Annotated in this window: 18 protein-coding genes; 9 read left to right on the top strand and 9 right to left on the bottom strand. The window is 27.7% G+C overall.

What is annotated here, in order from left to right:
• Positions 1-8 precede the first annotated feature (8 nt).
• The 4 genes from BLBBOR_RS02850 (at position 9) to BLBBOR_RS02860 (ending at position 2,726) form a co-directional block, all read left to right on the top strand.
• The gene (locus BLBBOR_RS02850; protein ID WP_015370930.1) at positions 9-1,610 is read left to right on the top strand and encodes a TrkH family potassium uptake protein; all 1,602 of its coding nucleotides are present in this window, start codon (positions 9-11) and stop codon (positions 1,608-1,610) included.
• Entirely contained in the window at positions 1,558-1,758 is a 201-nt protein-coding gene (locus BLBBOR_RS03335) for a potassium transporter TrkG (protein ID WP_255343410.1), read from the top strand. The genes BLBBOR_RS02850 and BLBBOR_RS03335 overlap by 53 nt, the downstream gene beginning before the upstream one ends.
• A 7-nt stretch (positions 1,759-1,765) precedes the next feature.
• Entirely contained in the window at positions 1,766-2,461 is a 696-nt protein-coding gene (locus BLBBOR_RS02855; RefSeq protein WP_015370931.1) for a TrkA family potassium uptake protein, read from the top strand.
• A gap of 106 nt (positions 2,462-2,567) precedes the next feature.
• Positions 2,568-2,726, top strand: a complete 159-nt coding sequence (locus BLBBOR_RS02860; RefSeq protein WP_200858160.1) for a hypothetical protein — start codon at positions 2,568-2,570, stop codon at positions 2,724-2,726.
• Positions 2,727-2,761: 35 nt separating this feature from the next.
• Here the strand turns inward: BLBBOR_RS02860 and BLBBOR_RS02865 are convergent, their stop codons facing one another.
• Genes BLBBOR_RS02865 through BLBBOR_RS02890 form a run of 6 tightly spaced genes read right to left on the bottom strand, consistent with a single transcriptional unit; the run spans position 2,762 to position 10,868 of the window.
• Positions 2,762-4,015, bottom strand: a complete 1,254-nt coding sequence (locus tag BLBBOR_RS02865) for a hypothetical protein (protein ID WP_015370932.1) — start codon at positions 4,013-4,015, stop codon at positions 2,762-2,764.
• Between the two features lie 16 nt (positions 4,016-4,031).
• Positions 4,032-4,637 carry a cytochrome c gene (locus BLBBOR_RS02870; RefSeq protein ID WP_015370933.1) on the bottom strand — a complete coding sequence of 202 codons (606 nt, stop codon included), beginning with the start codon at positions 4,635-4,637 and terminating at the stop codon, positions 4,032-4,034.
• Positions 4,634-5,170 (bottom strand): DUF3341 domain-containing protein, encoded by a 537-nt coding sequence (locus tag BLBBOR_RS02875; RefSeq protein ID WP_015370934.1) that lies wholly within the window; start codon positions 5,168-5,170, stop codon positions 4,634-4,636. Before BLBBOR_RS02875 ends, BLBBOR_RS02870 begins: the two co-directional genes overlap by 4 nt.
• Before the next feature lie 6 nt (positions 5,171-5,176).
• Entirely contained in the window at positions 5,177-6,559 is a 1,383-nt protein-coding gene (gene nrfD, locus BLBBOR_RS02880; protein ID WP_015370935.1) for an NrfD/PsrC family molybdoenzyme membrane anchor subunit, read from the bottom strand.
• Positions 6,560-6,574: 15 nt separating this feature from the next.
• A complete protein-coding gene (locus BLBBOR_RS02885) occupies positions 6,575-9,517 on the bottom strand; it encodes a 4Fe-4S dicluster domain-containing protein (RefSeq protein ID WP_015370936.1) in 2,943 nt (980 codons plus the stop codon).
• A gap of 40 nt (positions 9,518-9,557) precedes the next feature.
• On the bottom strand, positions 9,558-10,868 hold the full coding sequence (locus BLBBOR_RS02890) for a c-type cytochrome (protein ID WP_045118262.1): 1,311 nt from the start codon (positions 10,866-10,868) through the stop codon (positions 9,558-9,560).
• A gap of 192 nt (positions 10,869-11,060) precedes the next feature.
• On the opposite strand from BLBBOR_RS02890, the gene BLBBOR_RS02895 reads away from it, so the two are divergent.
• The 5 genes from BLBBOR_RS02895 to BLBBOR_RS02915 all read left to right on the top strand — a co-directional run bounded on the left by BLBBOR_RS02895 (position 11,061) and on the right by BLBBOR_RS02915 (position 15,430).
• A complete protein-coding gene (locus BLBBOR_RS02895; protein ID WP_083891314.1) occupies positions 11,061-12,347 on the top strand; it encodes a pitrilysin family protein in 1,287 nt (428 codons plus the stop codon).
• A 61-nt stretch (positions 12,348-12,408) separates the two neighbouring features.
• The gene (locus tag BLBBOR_RS02900; RefSeq protein WP_148283267.1) at positions 12,409-13,782 is read left to right on the top strand and encodes a pitrilysin family protein; all 1,374 of its coding nucleotides are present in this window, start codon (positions 12,409-12,411) and stop codon (positions 13,780-13,782) included.
• 10 nt (positions 13,783-13,792) lie between these two features.
• The gene (locus tag BLBBOR_RS02905) at positions 13,793-14,110 is read left to right on the top strand and encodes an iron-sulfur cluster assembly protein (protein WP_015370940.1); all 318 of its coding nucleotides are present in this window, start codon (positions 13,793-13,795) and stop codon (positions 14,108-14,110) included.
• A gap of 15 nt (positions 14,111-14,125) precedes the next feature.
• Complete coding sequence (locus BLBBOR_RS02910) at positions 14,126-15,073, top strand: SPFH domain-containing protein (RefSeq protein WP_015370941.1); 948 nt, start codon at positions 14,126-14,128, stop codon at positions 15,071-15,073.
• Positions 15,074-15,079: 6 nt separating this feature from the next.
• A complete protein-coding gene (locus BLBBOR_RS02915) occupies positions 15,080-15,430 on the top strand; it encodes a DUF3127 domain-containing protein (protein ID WP_015370942.1) in 351 nt (116 codons plus the stop codon).
• Here the strand turns inward: BLBBOR_RS02915 and nth are convergent.
• The 3 genes from nth to dnaX form a co-directional block, all read right to left on the bottom strand.
• Complete coding sequence (gene nth, locus BLBBOR_RS02920; RefSeq protein ID WP_015370943.1) at positions 15,419-16,057, bottom strand: endonuclease III; 639 nt, start codon at positions 16,055-16,057, stop codon at positions 15,419-15,421. The two genes, BLBBOR_RS02915 and nth, sit on opposite strands and share 12 nt — an antisense overlap.
• Positions 16,058-16,068: 11 nt before the next feature.
• Positions 16,069-18,150, bottom strand: coding sequence for an ATP-dependent Clp protease ATP-binding subunit (locus tag BLBBOR_RS02925; protein ID WP_015370944.1), 2,082 nt, complete (start codon positions 18,148-18,150; stop codon positions 16,069-16,071).
• Between the two features lie 111 nt (positions 18,151-18,261).
• Positions 18,262-19,893, bottom strand: coding sequence for a DNA polymerase III subunit gamma/tau (dnaX, locus tag BLBBOR_RS02930; protein WP_015370945.1), 1,632 nt, complete (start codon positions 19,891-19,893; stop codon positions 18,262-18,264).
• Positions 19,894-19,898 lie beyond the last annotated feature (5 nt).

Below are 19,898 nucleotides of genomic sequence, written 5' to 3' on the forward strand. Positions count from 1 at the left end.
AGAAAATTATGATCCAAATTATATTCCGAAATATATTACCATTTATAACTCCAATAACATTTTTCTATATAATTATTTCTTTAGGGTGGAAAACATCTATAAATCCTGTTTTAGATATAGGGATTCTCATGGGAATAATATTCCTACTTAGTATTTTTCATTTTTGTTTTTTGTTCGAAAGGAGTCTTTACAAGGGATATAAATCCATGATTTTTTTATCTTTTTTTATTTTAATTACTTCTTTTATTTTTTCTGTTGGACAATTCTTTTTTTCCAAAACTGATAAGATAACAGATATACAAATCACCTTATTAATTTGTTTGACTTTATACATATTGATTCGTATTACTTATTTCATGCGAATAATATATGTAAAAATACATAATCCTGCTTTTATTTTTATTACTAGTTTTGTATTTCTATCTTTTTTAGGAGCAGTCTTGCTTATGCTTCCGACTTCCACAGTTAAAAATATCTCGTTTATAGATGCTTTGTTTACTTCTACTAGTGCCGTTTGTGTGACAGGTCTAGTAGTATTAGATACCGCAAAAGATTTTACCTATTTAGGGAAAGTGATTATTCTAACGTTAGTAGAACTCGGAGGTTTAGGAATTTTAACCATCACTTCTTTTTTTAGTTATTTTTTTAGGGATGGTTTTTCTTTTAGAGAAGGAATATACATTAGCAATTTTTTGAATACAAAAACTACTAATAATGTTCTTAGTTTAGCCGTAAAAGTTGTTCTGTTTACTTTAACAGTAGAAATTATAGGAACTTTGTTAATTTATTTTTCTATTAATAAGGAAAAAAACTTCATAGAAACTGATAGTCCTTTGTTTTTTTCTATTTTCCATTCCATATCTGCTTTTTGTAATAGTGGATTTTCTACTCTTAGTAAAGGTCTTTATTCTGAATCTGTTAGGTTTAATTATCTATTACAATTTATTATTGCCTGTTTATTAATATTGGGAGGAATAGGTTTTAATATTTTATTTAATTTTTTTACATATATATGGATTACACTCAAAAAATATTTTTACAGAGTTTTTAAAGAAGAATATTTTAGATATCCTGCTCATATTGTTACTTTGAATACAAAAATTGTTGTATTCACAACCTTTATTTTACTTTTTTCTGGAACCATTTTTTATTATTTCAGTGAATTGCATTTCTCTCTTATCGAACATCCTTCTTTTACTGGAAAATGGATTGCTTCATTTTTTTCTTCTGCCACATCTAGAACAGCGGGATTTCAAGTATTGAACCTGAATAAATGGACTCCTCTTACTATATTATTTACTATTTTTTTGATGTGGATTGGTGCCTCCCCCGCTTCTACAGGTGGAGGAATTAAGACAAGTACTTTTGCATTAGCCTTAATGAATGTTATTTCTTTATCTAGAGGAAAGAATCGATTAGAAATTCAAAGAAAAGAGATTTCTTCAGAGTCTGTTAGACGTTCTTTTGCTATTATCATATTATCTTTAATTGTCATATATATAAGCATTTTTATTATTCTTTTTTTGGATCCAGAAAAAGAGATTTTATCCATTTCTTTTGAAGTTTTTCCGCTTTTCAACAGTAGGATTATCTTTAGGAGTTACTTCTAATTTATCTGATGGAAGTAAGTTAGTATTAATCATTTTAATGTTATTAGGAAGAATTGGAGTTTTTAATATTATGGTAGGATTATTAAAAAATAGAATAAATAGTCATTATTATTATCGGGTTCCTCAAGGAAATATTCTCATAAATTAATGATATTATGAAAATTATAATTATCGGTTTAGGAAATTTTGGAAGATCTTTAGCTCTCAATTTAACAGATAATGGTCATGAAGTTTTTGGAGTAGACCATAAAATGGAAAAGGTGGACTTATTAAAAGATCATATAGCCAATGTTGTATGTATGGATGCTAATAATGAAGCCGCTTATAAAGTATTGCCGATACAACAAGCTGATTTAGGAATTGTAGCTATTGGAGAAAACGAAGGATCATCAATAGTAACTACGGCGATACTAAAAAAATATAAACATCTTAGAATAGTTAGTCGATCTTTATCAAAAATACATGATACTATATTAGAGGCAATGGGGATTAACGATGTTGTACATCCAGAACAAGACGCAGCTTTCCGATTAACTAAACAAATATCCTTTAATTATGCTTTAGATTATTTTAGAGTGGATAATAAATATTCTATTGCAGAAGTTTTTTCTCCGTATTCCTTTAATGGAAAGTCTGTGAAAAGTCTGAAATTAACACAAAAATATTCCGTTTCTTTAATCACTGTAATACGAGATATTAAAAATCCGATGTCGTATAAGGGAAATTCATCCACAAGAAAAGTAATCGGATTGGTGACTGGAGATACGATTCTGCAAAAAGGAGATATATTAACACTTTTTGGATCTAATAAATCCATAATGAATTTTGTAAAAGAAAAAAATCATGATTAAAATTATTATCACTAAATCTGTAAATTTTCCTTCTTTTTTTCAAAAAGTTTTTTGATTAAGTCTTATGATTGGTTTTGTGGAAAAAATAATCTACTTAAGAAGAGTAATGACAAAGTTTTCCAAAAAAAATATTCTTTTAAATCGATATGAAGTTTATCAAACTTTTTTTCTTCCTCATAAAATAGAAAATCTATCCAGTTATCATGGAATCATATTTTTTAGTCCTTATGGAGCAAAATATTTTTTTTTAGAGAAAAATATTTGAGGATTCCAGATTATATATAAGGATATTTGTATTTTTTACTTTCTTGAAAAGAGGGTTTCCAATAGAATGAAGTTTTTCTTGTTTAAGTTTCTAAATAAAATATAGCTAAAAATAGAACCTATCAATAGGAAAGATCCTATTTCAGATAATCCAAATTTAGGATCAAAGATTCCATTTACATCTGGAGCTATTAAATTGTATATATCTATATAATGTCCAAAAAGTAATATACTAGCAATTATAAAGACTATTCTTGGATTAGTTTTACATCTGCTGCTCATTAAACCTAAAAAAGGAATCAAAAAATTTGAAATAAGCATCCAAAAATGAATGGACCCGTAGACTTCTTCTCTTTTTAGAAAAAAAGAAATTTCTTCCGGTATGTTTCCGTACCAATAAAGGACAAACTGTGAAAACCACAAATAAGTCCACAATAAACTAGTGGAAAAAAGATATTTACTTAAATCATGTAAGTGATTTTCATTAAAGAAAGGTAAACATCCTTTCTTTTTTAGATAAATAGCAATTATAGTAATGGTGCTTATTCCTGTTACTATATAGGTACTCAAAACATACCAACTAAATAAAGTACTAAACCAATGAGGATTCAAGGACATTATCCAGTCCCATCCCATAAAAATAGATGTGATAGAAAAAAATATTATAAAGATGAGAGATAAAAAGTTTAGTTTTTTGTAATCTTTCAAAGAACATGTTTTATCTAAAATAGAAGATGTTTTTTTATTTTGAATAAAAAAACACCAGCCAATTATATAAATAAAACTTCTGATTAAGAAAAAGGGAATGTTTAAAAATAACTTTTTACTTGCAATGACTTTATCATATTCTAAAGAGGTCGGATCATATAAAGTGGGATCCATCCAATGAAATATATGAATGTAATCCATAGCATTTAATAATAATATTATTAGAATCATCACTCCTCCATATGGAAGAAAAGAAGAAACTTCTTCCATGATAGGATGGATGATAATGGACCATCCTGATTTTGATACATATTGTATCCCTAAAAAAAATAAAGATCCTAGAGAAATACTGGTAAAATAAAATAGAGACATATATAATCCTATCCAAGGTTGATTTTCTATTTTTTCGGATTTTTGTAAAGCATTTTTTTCATTTTCCGTGGATTTCCTTTCTAAGAAAAGTTCTTTTTTTTGGGAAAAAAATTTTCTTTGAAAAAAGAATTTGATCAAAAAGAAGAAGAAAAAACCTATGAACATTATAAAAATAATAATTTTTTTATTTTCTTGAGAAAATTGATACATCTTTTATTCTTTTTAACTATTTATTCTTTAGAATCATTATATATTCTGCTACTTTCCATCTATCTGTTTCATTTAATTGAGAGGCGTAGGAACTCATGTTATTTTTTCCATAAGTAATCACATGATAAATACTTCCAATAGTAATGTCTCTATCTTTATAACTGGGAATTCCTAATATTTTTTCTTTCTTTACTAAAAGACCTTGTCCATCTCCATTTTCTCCATGACATATGGAACAGTTAATTTTATAGATATTTTTTCCATCTTCTATAATTTTATTTAATTCTTCTTTATTACTCTTTTGTAAAGGAGATTTCAATATTTTTTTAGATAGATTATATCCTTTCTTGGTCCCATCAGGTTGGTAAAAATTAAATCCATAAGAATTTCTTGGAATAGTTCCTTTTACAGGTAAAAGAGATGAAGTTTTTCCTTTTATAAAAAGAGAAATTCCACTTTTTTTAATAGTTTTTTTATAATTTGGATATGGATCTGAATAAGGCTCGTATGCATCTGAATAGTACATATCAGGCATATATACTCTATTAGGTTTTGATTTATCAAACCAACAAGAATTCAGTGTCATAACAAGGATAAAAACATAAAGATATTGATTTTTCATGTTTGAACTATTTTAGTTATATTCACTTCCATAGCTCCATTTTCTTTTAAAAAATTCCGTAATTTTTCAGCATTTTCTTCTGTATAAATTTCTATTAGAAACATATTATCAGTAGTTCTAGGATCCGGATTTTTTTGGAGGAGATCCTGGAAATAATTTACATTGAAAAAGATAAGTGATGCACATAAAATGTGCAGAAAAAAAATAGACAATTCAAATATTACAGGAATAAAAGAAGGAAGATTGTGAATCCAAGAAGAAGATGGTTTTCCTCCAATATTTTGCGGCCAATCGTAAATCATTGTATACCAAGTAAGTAAACATCCCGTAAAAAATCCTATAAGTCCATAGATAAAAGATAAAAAGGACAAATTTGTTTTTTTTAATTCAAGTAATTTATTCAAATTATGAATGGGAAAAGGAGAATAAACTTCATGTATATTTATGTTCTTTTTTCGAAGAATTTTTAAATGATTTATCATTAAATCTTCATGATCATATAATGCCTGAATATTAAATACGAATTTATTCATTTTTTGTTACATTTTTTTGGAACATTTCAACGTTAATATTGTTTTTAGTTCTGCCTGTGATATAACTGGAAATACACGTATGTATAACAAATAAAGAAACGAAAAAAAACCAATAGTTCCTATAAATATTCCTACATCTACAAATGAAGGCATAAAACCAGTCCAAGAAGAAGGCAAATAATCATGACTTAGATTTAAAACGATAATATCAAACCTCTCAAACCACATTCCAATATTGATGAAAATTGCTATTATATAAGACCAAAAAAAACTCCTTCTTACAGATCTAATCCATAAAAATTGTGGAATCAATACATTGCAAATAATTAAAGCCCAAAAAGCCCACCAAAATGGTCCTGTTGCGGCTTTTACAGAAAAATAAGTGAACTCTTCAAAAGGACTTCTAGAATACCATGCAAGAATAAATTCGGATATATAAGCTAATAAAACTATTCCTCCTGTTAATAAAATAATCATATTCATATACTCAATATGATTTCTAGTTATATAACTTTCTAAAGAAAGGACTTTTCTAGCTACTCCTAATAGAGTTTGTACCATTGCAAAACCTGAAAATATAGCTCCAGCTACAAAATAAGGAGGAAATATAGTGCTATGCCAACCCTTAATCACAGAAGTAGAAAAATCAAATGAAACAATAGTATGTACTGAAAAAACTAATGGAGTGCATAGTCCAGCTAGCAATAAAGAAATTTCTTCAAATCTTTTCCAATCTTTAGACGTTCCTCCCCATCCAAAACTAAGAATGCCATATATTTTTTTCTGTATAGGATCTGTGACTCTATCTCTGATCATAGCAAAATCTGGAATTAATCCCATAAACCAAAAAACAGTAGAAACAGAAAAATAAGTACTAATAGCAAATACGTCCCATAAAAGTGGAGAATTAAAATTAGGCCACAAAGAACCAAATTGATTTGGAATCGGTAAAACCCAATGAGCATTCCATGGCCTTCCCATGTGTATAATAGGAAATAATCCAGCTTGGATAACCGCAAAAATAGTCATAGCTTCAGCTGATCGGTTAATAGATAAACGCCATTTTTGACGAAACAATAATAGAACAGCAGAAATCAAAGTTCCAGCATGACCAATTCCAACCCACCAAACAAAATTAGTAATATCCCAAGCCCAATTTATAGTTCTATTTAAACCCCATACTCCTATTCCCGTCCCTATAGTATAAAAGATGCATCCTAATCCCCACAAAAAAGCCATAATTGAGATTAATAAAGAAATCCACCATAGCTTTCCAGCTTTATTTTTTATAGGTTTCAAAATATCCTCGGTGATATTTTGAAGTGTTTGATTTCCTATAATCAATGGTTCTCTTATAGAGGGCTCATGGTTTTTATTTAGTTTTAACATAATAATCCCTTCTTTCTATTTCAAATTTCTAATCTTTAATTGATAGGATACATTCGGACGTATTCCGAGAAATTCCAGAAGTTTATAATTTCTTTGATCTTGAATTTTTTCTAAAATATGACTATTTTTGTTATTAACATCTCCAAAAGTAATTGCTTTTGTAGGACAAGAAATACTGCAAGCTGTTTCAAATTCTTCATCTTTTATCTTTCGATTTTCTTTTTTTGCAGCTCCTATAACAGATTGTGTTCTTTGTATGCACAAAGAGCATTTTTCCATAACTCCTCTGCTTCTAACAACAATATCTGGATTAAGTACCATTCTTCCTAGATCGTTATTCATGTGAAAATCAAACTTTTGGTTATTAGCATAATTAAACCAATTAAAACGTCTTACTTTATAAGGGCAATTATTTGCACAATAACGTGTTCCTACACAACGATTATATGCCATCATATTTTGACCTTGCTCTCCATGAGATGTAGCTCCAACCGGACATACAGTCTCACAAGGAGCATTCTCACAATGCTGACACATGACAGGTTGAAAAGAAACCTTTGGATCTTTTGAGTTTTTAAAAAATTCACCCTTAGAATTTTCTTTTTCAGAATAATATCTATCCACACGTAACCAATGCATATCTCTAGATTTTCTAATCTCTTCTTTTCCAACAATAGGAACATTATTTTCAGAATGACATGCAATAATACAAGCTCCACATCCAATACAAGCATTCAAATCTATAGATAGATGAAAATGATGACCTTTTTTATCTTTTTCTTTTACAACTGGGTTATTCCAAATAGAAATATTCTCTGGTGGGAGCATTCCTTTGTGGGTAAAAATTTTTTCTTCTTCATTCCAAATTTCTTTAGAATTTTTTAAAAAAGTTTCTAAATCTGTTTCTTTGACTAAGTTTCTTCCTTCAGTTGTATTTTGTAATTGAATACAAGCAAATTTATGTATTTTATTCACTTTTTTTATCTGTATATTTTTTTGTATCAAATGAAAATTTTCGTAAAGTACATAAGCATTTTTTCCTTTGATTATTTTAGAAAATTTTCCTATTTTTTGTCCATACCCAAAAGATAAACCTATAGAACCTATAGCTTGTCCAGGTTGAATATAAACAGGTAGATCTTTAATCAAGATTTTATGATCTTTGATTAAATCCACACAATGTCCATTCATAGCTCCTGTTCCTGTATACCAATTTTTTATTCCTATTTTTTTCGCATCATCATATGATATAGTTAAATAATTTTCCCAAGTAGTCCGCGTAATCGGATCTGGAAGTTCTTGAAGCCATGGATTGTCATGTTGATGTCCGTCTCCTAGACTTGTTTTTGTGTATAATCTAAGTTCAAAATTTTTATCTAATTTATTTTTTTCATCTATATAATAATATTTCTTATTAGATAGAATATTTTTTTTCTGGATAAGATTTTCTTCTTTTTCCACTACTCCGTGAAACAAAGCTTCCTGAAAAGAGGAAACATTGGATTTTTGGATAATTTCTTTTTCCCAAATGTTTTTTAGGTATTCGTAATAATTTTTTTCTGGGGATCTTCCCCAAATCATTAAAGAATCTTGAAATTGTCTTGTATTAAATATACACTGAATGGTAGGCTGAATGAGGGTGTAAATCCCTGTGACAGGATGAGTATCTCCCCAACTTTCTAGCCAATGAGGAATGGGGGTTAATACATCCATTAATTCATTGGTTTCATCTTTTTTCATAGAAAAAGATATAGTAATTGGTATTTTTCTTAAAAATTTTTTTATTTCATGAGAAAGAGAATAAGGAAGACTATAGACGGGATTAGTGTTATGAATTAATAAAGCTCCAACTTTTTCTTTTTCTAAATTCTTTATAAAGTTCTTTAGTTTATCATCATCACTTTCTTTTGATAAAACAAATTTATTTTTTTGTAAAGCTTGACTATGAATTTTTTGGTTTATTAAAAAAGAAAAAATATATGCTTCTTTACTTCCATCTGCAAAAACTACACTTTTTGATCCTTTTTTTTGAATTAAGTCAGTTATTTTTTTTACAATTTCACTATTAGTATCTTTTTTAAGAACTAGTTTTTGGTAAACTTCAAACAATATTTTTTCTATATCTGATGGCTTTTTTGAAATACGAATGTCGGAATTTGCTCCAGATAGACTCATATTACTTTCTATCTGAATATGTTGTATCATAGATTTTTCTGGATTTTTATTCCTTGCATAGGAATTGCTCATATTTTCAGGACTCCAATCTCCTAAAAAATCCGCATCGAAAGATACTATTAATTCCGTTTTTGATAAATCAAAAAGTGGAAAAGCCCGGAATCCAAATATTTCTTCCGCAGCATCTAAAGCTTTTGAATAAGAAATAGCATCATAAGTAATCCATTTTGTGGTTGGATAGGTTCTTGTAAAATCTTGGATTAATTTTTTTGTCGAAAAACTTGGATAAGAGGACGAAAGGATCACAATATCTTTTTTTATTTCTGATATTTTTTCTAAATGGGAAATAACATAATTATCTATTTGATTCCAAGAGCATTTATTCCCCTTAATGAAAGGATTTTTTAATCTTTTTTCATCATAAAGAGATAACAAAGAGGATTGAATTCTAGCTGATGTGGTATTGAAATAATTGGAAGTTAGATTAGGTTCTATTTTTATAGGACGTCCTTCTCTGGTTTTAACTAATACACTTCCAATATCGAAGGAATCTATCATGGTAGATGCGTAATAGGTAGGGAGGCCAGGAGTAATCACCTCTGGTTTTACAACATAAGGAATGGATTTTATGACTGGACCTTTACATGCGGCTAAAGTAACAGAAGCTGTACTAAAACCTACCCATTTCAAAAAATCACGTCTAGAAGTTCTATTTTTTAAAAAATTTTTAATTGGAATATCTATTTTAGAAATAGCGTTTTCTTTTTTATTTGGTTTCATCATAAATAATTTATTAAGAAAAATAAATGACGGATTAAGTCATTTAATAGTGACATTTAGCACATTCCGTTCCACCAATCATATCTATGGTTATTTTTTTTCCTTTCTTTTTTTGGATAAAATTGGAAAAATATTCTTGATAATATTGATTATTAATGTCTATTTCTGTTTTTCTATGACAAGAAATGCACCATTCCATGGTAAAATTTTGAGACATTTCTACTTGATCCATATTTTTAACATCTCCATGACAAGCATTACAAGTTAAATCTACTTTGTTTGATTTTTTAATCATTTTTTCTCCTGTTATTATATGTTGAGAATGATCAAAATGAACAAAATCAGGCATATTGTGTATTCGGATCCATTGAATAGGATTTATTTTTTTAGAATATTCTCTTTTTTCTGGATTCCAACCTACCGAATGGTATATTTTTTGGATTTCCTGATTATATACTTCTCTACTCTTTCCATTTTCAATATAATCGCCTTTATATTCATTGATAGTAATATGACAATTCATACAAATATTTGCAGAAGGAATTCCAGATACTTTGCTATATTTTGCTGAAGAATGACAATACTGACAATCTATTCCATTAATTCCAGAATGAATTTTATGAGAAAAATAAATGGGTTGTTCTGGTTTGTATCCTTTATTTATATCTATTTTCATTAAAAATGTCCAAATTCCGTATATTCCTAATATGAATAAAAATCCTATAAAACAAGATAGAACAGCGAAATTTTTTCTCTTTTTTCCTAAAAATTTAAATAAAGCAGTATATATCCAAAAATATTTTTTATCTTTTTTCTGATAAAGAAGATCATCGTTTAGTAATAATTTAGTTAAAACTTGAATTTTATACAAAATCCAAAGTAAAATTGCAGATAAAATACTAAGTCCAAAAACAATTATTTTAATTAAAAATGGATTTTCTTCCAATTTTAACTTGGTATTTTTTTCCTCTTTCTCCTCAGCGTGACTTTCTTTTTTGATGATAGGATTTTTGATAAAAGATAATATATCATCTATTTCCTGTTCGGATAATTGAGGAAATAAATTCATTTCCACATTTCCATATTCTTTGTAAATAGCTATAGCATTTTTATCTCCACTTTCTCGAAGAGATTTGTTATCTACAATCCATTTATGCAACCATTCTCTGCTTCTTTTTTCGGTTACACCAGCTAAAGGAGGCCCTATCATTTTCTTTTCTAAATCTATAGAATGACAAGACGTGCAATTCTTTTTAAAAAGTTCTGCTCCTTTTTCTGCATTTCCTTCTATATTTTTTGCTTCAATTTTAGAAAAAAGAAAAGAAAAAAAGGAAAAAAATAAAAAATATTTCATAGTTATATTGATGAATACATACATTATCTCTGATAGACTCCACATTAATTCCATAAAATAATAGAATAAAAGAAAAAAATCCCATTTTTTGGGAAAAAAAAATTCGTAAATTTCTTTAATTTATTTTTAAATTTGTTTTTTATTCTATGCAATATGAATAGAATTTTTTTCTTAATCATCATAACAATAATAATGTTTAATTCTTTGAAAGCTGATCAAGTACCTAAAATTAGATTTTTTGAGGAAACCCTGTCAAATGGACTACATGTTATTTTACACCAAGATAACACAAATCCTTTGGTATCTATTTCTGTTTTATATCATGTAGGAACTAAAAATGAATCTCCCGGAAAATCCGGTTTTGCTCATTTTTTTGAACATCTAATGTTTGAAGGGTCTAAAAATATTAAAAGAGGAGAATTTTTCAAACATATAGCCTCCAATGGAGGAAAAAATAATGCTTATACTAATTATGATGAGACTTGCTATTACGAAGTTTTGCCATCAGATCGCCTTCCTTTAGCTTTATGGTTGGAATCTGAAAGGATGCTTCACGCAAAAATAGATAAAGAAAGCATTAATATTCAAAGAGAAGTAGTCAAAGAAGAAAAAAAAATGCAAATAGAAAATCAACCGTATGCTAAAGCTATTTCAGAAATTATTCCTTCTTTATTATTTAATAAACATCCTTATAAGTATCCTATTATTGGTTTTGAAAAAGATTTAGATTCTGCTACAGAAGTAGATTACAAAAGATTTTATGAAACTTATTATGTTCCCAATAATGCCACTTTGGTGGTAGCAGGTGATTTTGATGTGAAAGAAGCAAGAGATTTGATTAATACATATTTTTCTTCTATTCCAAAAGGAAAAATAGATTTTCACATGAAGAGGATAGAAGAAGATCCTATTAGAAAGGAAATTTTTTCTACCTATGTAGATAAAAATACTAAAGTTCCCGGTGTTTTTTTGTCGTATAGACTTCCAAAAATAACGGATAAAGATTCTTATGTATTAAAAATTATAGATCATATCCTTTCTTCTGGAGAAAGTTCACGGATAATGAAAAATGTAGTAAATAAAAAACAGTTAGCTTCTTATGCAGGATCTTTTTTAGACGCAATGGAGGATTACGGATTTTTTATTATATACGGATTAATAAATCCTGGAGTGACTTTAGAAAAATTAACAAAAGTTATAGATCAAGAGATAGAAAATTTAAAAGAAAATGGAATAACACCGTATGAATTAGAAAAACACAAGAATTTTTTGAAAAAAAATTTACTTTTCGATAATTATTCTATGAGTGGAATCGCAGAAAATTTAGCTCATTATCATTTATACTATAAAGATGCAGATTTAATTAATACAGATATAGAAAAATATCGTGAAATATCTGTAGAAGATATTAAGATAGTTGCTAATAAATATTTAAATAAAAATAGTAGAGTCCGTTTATATAATGTTCCAGATAGTTAAATTTTTTAATCAAGAAATTATTTTTCTTGTAATAACCGTCAACATTTTTTTTCATACAAGTATGTTTTCTCAAATAGTTAATCGTAGTTTACCACCTAAATCTTTAACAAGAAAGACTGTTATCAATATTGAAAAACCTAAATTTTTTCAAATGAAAAATGGGTTAAAAGTTTTAGTTGTAGAAAATCATAAACTCCCTTTAGTTAGAGTAGGTTTAGAATTGGATTATAAACCTTTTTTGGAAAAAGATAAAGCTGGAATAAAAAAAATTTTTGGACAAATGCTTCGTTCTGGAACAAAGAATTCTTCTAAGGAAGAATTGGATGAAATAATTGATTATATAGGAACCACTATGTATACTTCTTTTTCAGGAATATCTATTTCTACTTTAAAAAAACATTTAGAGAAGTCTATTGCTATTATGAGTGATATTTTGATGAATAGTCAATTTGATAATTCTAAAGAATTGGAAAAAATAGTAAAACAAAAGATTATAGATATCAACTTATCAGAAAAGGATCCAAACGCAATTTTGCAACGGGTACGAAATGTTTTGTATTTTGGAAAAGATCATCCTTATGGAGAATATGAAACTTACGATACAATAAAAAACATCACTCTTAAAGATTTAAAAAAATTGTATCGAAAATATTACATTCCAAATATATCCTATCTTTCTTTTATAGGAGATGTATCTTTACAAGAAGCGAAACAATTATGTGAACATTATTTATCTAAATGGAAAAAAAGATCTTTTTCTCAAGGAAAAAAGATTTTAAAAAAATCAAATTTTTCTCCAAAAATAGAAATAGATTTAGTGGATATTCCTTCTCTTACTCAATCTACCATTTGTTATGGGGGGCCTATCTATTTTCAAAAAAATGATCCTACTTATTTCTCTTCTATTTTAGCTAATGGAATTCTTGGAGGAGGACCTCAAAGTCGTTTATTTTTAAATCTTAGAGAAAAAAAAGCTTATACATATGGAATTTATTCTGTTTTAAAATCAGATAGGGATATAGGTTATTTTTCTGTTTATACTCAAGTAAGAAATGGAGTAACAGATCAAGCTGTAAAAGATATTCTAAAAGAAATTGTAGAAATTACCACCAATAAAGTGACCCCAGAAGAATTGAATATTAAGAAAAAAGAGATATGTGGTTTATTTATTCTAGATTTAGAAGATCCAAATAGAATTAGTGATCTTTTTATAAGTGAATTAAAAAACAATCTTCCAAGTGGATTCTACAAAAATTATTTGAATAGTGTTCAATCTGTAACTATTTCAGATGTACATTCTTCATGTAAAAAATTTTTTTCTGTAAAAAATGGGAGAATTTTAATTATAGGAAAAGCTAATGAGATTTTACCCATTTTGAGAAATTTTGATTATCCTATTCGTTTTTTTGATAAATTTGGAACAATGTTAAAATGAGTATAATAAAATGAAAGAAGATTATTCCTCCTTAGAGGATCGTATTATTTCTGTATTGAAAAGAATATATGATCCAGAAATACCGGTAGATATTTATGAACTTGGTCTTATTTATGATATACAAATCTCTCATGAAAAAGAGGTAAAAATAGTCATGACACTCACTACATCGAATTGTCCCGTTGCAGATAGTTTTCCTATAAAAGTTAAAGAGGAAGTTCAGTCTATTGAGGGAATTAAAAAGGTGGATGTAGTTTTAACGTTTGATCCTCCTTGGAGTAGAGAATTTATGAGTGAAGAAGCCCGTTTAGAACTTGGAATGTTGTAAATTTTTAATATATATATGAGCATTTTTAGTTTACTATTTTTATGGATTATTAATTCTTTTAATCCTTTCTTTTTTTCTAGTTTTGTTTTTATAGTTCATCAAGAAACAGCTTCTATTGTTGAAAGACTTGGAAAATTTCATAGTATTCGTCAAGCAGGATTACATTTAAAGATTCCTTTCATAGATAATGTAGTAGGAAAATTAACATTGAAAATTCAACAATTAGATATTTTAGTGGATACAAAAACTAAAGATAATGTTTTTGTGAAAGTAAAAATATCGGTTCAATTCAAAGTGATTAAAAATAAAGTATATGAAGCTTTTTATAAATTGGATAATTCTCATTTACAAATTACTTCCTATATATTTGATGTTGTGAGAGCTGAAGTTCCAAAAATGCGTTTAGATGATGTTTTTGAACGAAAAGATCATATAGCTCTCGTTGTAAAGGGAGAGCTAGAAGGTGCCATGTTAAATTATGGATATTCTATTATTAAAGCTTTAGTTACAGATTTGGATCCAGATGATCAGGTGAAACAAGCAATGAATCGTATTAATACAGCTGAAAGAGAAAAAGTGGCTGCTGAATATAAAGCGGAAGCTGAAAGAATTAAAATAGTGGCTAAAGCTAAAGCAGAGGCTGAAAGTAAAAAATTACAAGGAAAAGGAACAGCAGATCAACGCAGAGAAATAGCTAGAGGTATTTTAGAATCTGTAGAAGTTTTAAACAATGTAGGAATCAATTCACAAGAGGCATCTGCCTTAATTGTCGTTACGCAACATTATGACACCCTTCAATCTATGGGAGAAAGTTCCAATGCTAATTTAATTTTATTGCCTAATTCTCCAGGAGCTGCTAGTGAAATGTTGAATAATATGATAACTTCATTTAATATATCTAGTCAGATTGGAGAATCTATAAAAAAGAAAAATGATAATAAAAATAGTAAAAAAAATAAATAAAATTGCATGGAAATAATAGGAATAGTTAAGAAATTATTTGATATTCAAAAATTTGATAGTGGATTTAAAAAAAGAGAAATGGTTCTTACTACGGAAGAACCGTACCCTCAAAATATATTGATAGAATTTATTCAAGATAAAGTGGATTTACTAGGATCTATAAGACAAGAGGACAAAATAAAAGTTTTTATCAATATTCGTGGAAGAGAATGGACAAATCCAGAAGGAATTATCAAATATTTTAATTCGATTCAAGGATGGAAAATTGAAGAAATTCAGCATTCTATAGAAAATAAAACATCTATATCTCCATCTTTATCCTCATCTTCGGAGGATTTTGATGATTTACCTTTTTAATAGATTATTGTTTACCAGTTTTTGATAGATAATGTCATTTTTAGGATTCCATCCCCTAGATGGAGAATATTTTTTTCCATAAGAAATGATTTGAAGGTGTAATTTTTCCAATTTTTTTTCAAAAAAAACGTTTGGCATCTTTTTCTGTTTTCTTACATTTTTTCCGTTACTTAGTTCCCATCGAAACATCATTCGATGAATATGAGTATCTATAGGAAATACAGGTTCTTTTGATACATGAGACAAGAAAACGGATGCGGTTTTATGACCTACCCCTGGTAAAGATTCTAATTCAAAAATATTTTTTGGAATAATTCCATCATATTTTTTTATTAAAGTAATGGATAAATCATAAATATTTTTAGACTTTCTGTTATAAAGTCCAATATGTTTTATATGGTTTTGAATATTTATCACAGATAATTGAATAATATCTTGAGGTTTTTGAATCTTTTTAAACAAGAGTTTTGTTATTTGGTTCACTTTTTTTTCCTGACTTCTTGAGGTTAATAGGATTGCTATAAGTAAAGTAAATTCATTAGTGTAGTATAAGGAACTAATTGGATTAGGATAAATAAAATTTAAAGTATCTGTGATAATTTTTATTTTTTTTTCTATTTCTAACATTAAATTCTATTCTATAGTTTTTGAATGAGAACTTGAACACCATCTTTTTTTTCATTCATTTTCAATGTAATTTGATTTCCTTTTTTTAAAGTTTCACTAATGATACATTCCGATATAGGATTTTTTATGAATTTTTCTATAACTCTTTTTAATGGACGAGCCCCGTATTCTTTATCAAATCCTTTTTTTTCAATAAAACTTTTTACTTCAGGAAGCAGTATTAATTGATATCCTAAATTAGATATATGAATATTTATTTTTTCTAATTCTAGATGAGTTATTTTAGATATATCCTCTGGGTTCAAAGAATTAAAAAAGATAATGTCATCTATTCTATTTAAAAATTCTGGAGAAAAAGTACGTTTTAAAGCATGTTCTAAAGTGTTTTTATAATTATTCGATTTCTTAGCCTGAGTATAGAAACCAATTTCCTGGCAAAATTCTTTTAATTTTTTGATTTCTGTGTTTGAAGTAAAAATGATTACGGTATTTTTGAAGTTGACTTTTCTTCCAATGCTATCTGTCACACATCCATAATCCAACATTTGTAATAGAACATTAAATACTTCAGGATGCGCTTTTTCTATTTCATCTAAGAGAATAACGCTATAAGGTCGGCGACGTATAATTTCTGTTAGTTGCCCTCCTTCTTCATAACCAACATAGCCAGGAGGTGCTCCTATTAGTCTAGAAACAGAAAATTTTTCCATATATTCACTCATATCAATGCGGACTAATGACTCTTCTGAATCAAATAATTCCCTAGCAAAAACCTTTGCTAAATAAGTTTTTCCTACACCTGTTTGTCCTAAAAAAATGAAAGATCCTATAGGACAATTAGGATCTTTTAATCCTGTTCTATTTCTTTGAACGGCTTTCACTATTTTTTCAACAGCTTCATCTTGTCCGATTATTTTTTCTTTTAGAAGATCTATCATTTTATTCAACTTTTTCATTTCAGCTTGAGCTATTCTATTTACAGGAATTCCACTCATCATAGAAACTACTTCTTCTACGTTTTCTTCAGAAACAGTTTCTCTGTTCTCTTTGGAAGACTCTTCCCAAGCTTTTTGTGCTTGTATTAATTGCTTTTCTATACGTTTTTCCGTATCACGAAGACGTGCAGCTTCTTCATATTTTTGACTTTTAACTACTTGGGATTTTTCTTCACGAATATTTTCCAATTCTTTTTCCAGAAGAACTATTTCTTGTGGGACTTTAATATTTTTAATGTGGACACGAGATCCTGCCTCATCTAATGCGTCAATAGCTTTATCAGGAAAATAACGATCTACAATATATCGTCCAGTTAAGTGTACACTAGCCTTTATCGCTTCTTCTGTATAAATTACATTATGATGACTTTCATATCTTCCTTTTATTTTTTTAAAATTTTCAATAGTTTCTTCTTCAGAAGAGGGTTGTACGATGATTTTTTGAAATCTCCGTTCTAATGCTCCATCTTTTTCTATATATTGTCTATATTCATTTAATGTAGTAGCCCCAATACATTGAATATCCCCCCTAGCCAAAGCAGGTTTGAATATATTAGAAGCATCTAATGAACCTGTAGTTCCTCCAGCTCCAATCATTGTATGAATTTCATCGATAAAAAGGATTAAATCTATATTTTTTTCTGATTCATTTATGATAGCTTTCATTCTTTCCTCAAATTGCCCCCTATATTTAGTTCCAGCTACTAAACTAGCTAAATCTAAAACAACTACTCTTTTATTATATAAAACTCTAGATACTTTTCTCTGCACAATACGTAATGCCAATCCTTCAGCTATAGCAGATTTCCCAACCCCTGGTTCTCCTATGAGAAGAGGATTATTTTTTTTTCTTCTACTCAGTATTTGAGAGACCCTTTCTACTTCTTTGTCTCTACCAACTACGGGATCTAATTTTCCTTGAATGGCTATGGCGTTTAGATCTCTTCCAAAATTATCTAATACTGGAGTTTTACTTCGTATTGAAGCTCCCCCATAATAACTGGATCCCGTTCCGCTACCCCCAGATCCATAGGAAGTTGAACTATCATTTTCAATATCTTCATCTGAATAAGTAGAAGAAAAAAATATTTTTTTCATTTAGAAAAAAATTATGAATCATAAATTAAAATCATTAAAAATGTTTATCTGAGAAGATAAATGATCTCTTTCATTTGTACAAATAAATAAACGGATAATTCCAATGTTTACTTACGATAAGGATATTTTTTTATTGTATAGTTTAGTTGGAATAGAGGATAAAATTTTCAAATTTAATCTTTCTATCAATTCATCTACATACTTATTCTTTCTGGATAAAAGATTGTATTGCTCTATTGGAAAATTTTCCAAATCTTTTTCTTTTACTAGAATTTTGAATTCTAAATGTGGATTATTCAATTTATTTATGAAATATTTTATAAAATGTGTTTGTATGAAAGAAAAATTACAATTTTCTAATTGTGTGGGGAGCACAAGAAGTATTTTATTATTATAAATATGAAATCTTATTTCATTTTTTAGTGAATTTAAATAAGTAGGATGAATCTTTTCAGAAAACTTTTGGATGAATTTTATCCAGTTTTCTTGTAAATATTGAATTTTTTTTTCTTCAGAATCTTTTTTCTGAATAGGAAATTTCTCAGAATCTTTTTTCTGAATAGGAAATTTCTCAGAATCTTTTTTCTGAATAGGAAATTTCTCAGAATCTTTTTTCTGAATAGGAAATTTCTCAGAATCTTTTTTCTGAATAGGAAATTTCTCAGAATCTTTTTTCTGAATAGGAAATTTCTCAGAATCTTTTTTCTGAATAGGAAATAGACAATTGGCTAATTGGATCAGATATATTTCTATTGTTAATCTAGAATTCTTATATATTAGAGATTCTTTTTCCATTTGACGACAAATCCTCAAAGCATTAATTAAAAAAGAATAACGTATTTTTATGGATTGCTGTATATAAAATCGTATAGTTTTCTTTTTTAATTTTAAAAGGAATAAAGTTTCAGGATTTTTCGATAACAATAGATCTCTAAAATGTTTAGTTAATCCACTTATGAAATTAATAGAACTCACTCCAAATTGAAAAATTTTATCTAATAAAATTAATATCTGAGAGATTTTTTGATCTAATAGATAATCAATTATTTTGAGATAGTAACTAGTATCCAGAATTCCTAATTTTTCCATAACTAATTCTCTAGAAATTTTTCTTTGGCCATAAAAGGTAAGTTTTTCGAAAGTATTAAGCGCTTCACTAAGTGAACCATTTCCATTTTTGGAAATTAGAAACAAAGCCTCATTATCTATTTCTATACGTTCTTTTTCCGCTATTTTTTTTAAGTAAAAAAAAATATCTCTTAAAGAAATAGGTTTAAATTCATAGACTTGACAACGTGAAATAATAGAATTTATTTTATTTTTTTCTGTTGTACAAAAAATAAATAATACATGTGTAGGAGGTTCTTCTATAGTTTTCAAAATAATATTAAAAGAATCTTGAGAAAAAAAATTAAAATCATTGATAATAAGAATTTTATATTTTCCTTCTTTTGGATATAAACGGATTTTACGGATTGTTTCACATATAGATTCCACTGAATGATTCAAAAAACCACTTATTTCGAAAACATTTGAAAAAGAGTCCAATCCACTAGCCAAAATTCGTGCACAGGTATTTTTTCCAACTCCTCTAGGTCCAAAAAATAATAAAACTTGAGATAAACGATTTTTTTCTATAGAATTTTTTAAAATGGTTGTAACATCCATTTGTCCAATAACTTCTTCCCATCTTACAGGTCTATACTTTAAACTCCATACAATGTATGAAAAACATTTATCCATATATT

This window comes from Blattabacterium sp. (Blatta orientalis) str. Tarazona, from assembly GCF_000334405.1.
Classification (GTDB): Bacteria; Bacteroidota; Bacteroidia; order Flavobacteriales; family Blattabacteriaceae; genus Blattabacterium.

What these genes read in the sequence shown, in the direction of transcription:
- BLBBOR_RS02890 (WP_045118262.1), bottom strand. Translation starts at nt 10,868, where the DNA reads ATGAAATATTTTTTATTTTTTTCCTTTTTTTCTTTTCTTTTTTCTAAA.
- BLBBOR_RS02855 (WP_015370931.1), top strand. Translation starts at nt 1,766, where the DNA reads ATGAAAATTATAATTATCGGTTTAGGAAATTTTGGAAGATCTTTAGCT.
- BLBBOR_RS02915 (WP_015370942.1), top strand. Translation starts at nt 15,080, where the DNA reads ATGGAAATAATAGGAATAGTTAAGAAATTATTTGATATTCAAAAATTT.
- nth (WP_015370943.1), bottom strand. Translation starts at nt 16,057, where the DNA reads ATGTTAGAAATAGAAAAAAAAATAAAAATTATCACAGATACTTTAAAT.
- dnaX (WP_015370945.1), bottom strand. Translation starts at nt 19,893, where the DNA reads ATGGATAAATGTTTTTCATACATTGTATGGAGTTTAAAGTATAGACCT.
- BLBBOR_RS02860 (WP_200858160.1), top strand. Translation starts at nt 2,568, where the DNA reads ATGACAAAGTTTTCCAAAAAAAATATTCTTTTAAATCGATATGAAGTT.
- nrfD (WP_015370935.1), bottom strand. Translation starts at nt 6,559, where the DNA reads ATGTTAAAACTAAATAAAAACCATGAGCCCTCTATAAGAGAACCATTG.
- BLBBOR_RS02910 (WP_015370941.1), top strand. Translation starts at nt 14,126, where the DNA reads ATGAGCATTTTTAGTTTACTATTTTTATGGATTATTAATTCTTTTAAT.
- BLBBOR_RS02895 (WP_083891314.1), top strand. Translation starts at nt 11,061, where the DNA reads ATGTTTAATTCTTTGAAAGCTGATCAAGTACCTAAAATTAGATTTTTT.
- BLBBOR_RS02870 (WP_015370933.1), bottom strand. Translation starts at nt 4,637, where the DNA reads ATGAAAAATCAATATCTTTATGTTTTTATCCTTGTTATGACACTGAAT.
- BLBBOR_RS02875 (WP_015370934.1), bottom strand. Translation starts at nt 5,170, where the DNA reads ATGAATAAATTCGTATTTAATATTCAGGCATTATATGATCATGAAGAT.
- BLBBOR_RS02885 (WP_015370936.1), bottom strand. Translation starts at nt 9,517, where the DNA reads ATGATGAAACCAAATAAAAAAGAAAACGCTATTTCTAAAATAGATATT.
- BLBBOR_RS02850 (WP_015370930.1), top strand. Translation starts at nt 9, where the DNA reads ATGATCCAAATTATATTCCGAAATATATTACCATTTATAACTCCAATA.
- BLBBOR_RS02905 (WP_015370940.1), top strand. Translation starts at nt 13,793, where the DNA reads ATGAAAGAAGATTATTCCTCCTTAGAGGATCGTATTATTTCTGTATTG.
- BLBBOR_RS02925 (WP_015370944.1), bottom strand. Translation starts at nt 18,150, where the DNA reads ATGAAAAAAATATTTTTTTCTTCTACTTATTCAGATGAAGATATTGAA.
- BLBBOR_RS02900 (WP_148283267.1), top strand. Translation starts at nt 12,409, where the DNA reads ATGTTTTCTCAAATAGTTAATCGTAGTTTACCACCTAAATCTTTAACA.
- BLBBOR_RS02865 (WP_015370932.1), bottom strand. Translation starts at nt 4,015, where the DNA reads ATGTATCAATTTTCTCAAGAAAATAAAAAAATTATTATTTTTATAATG.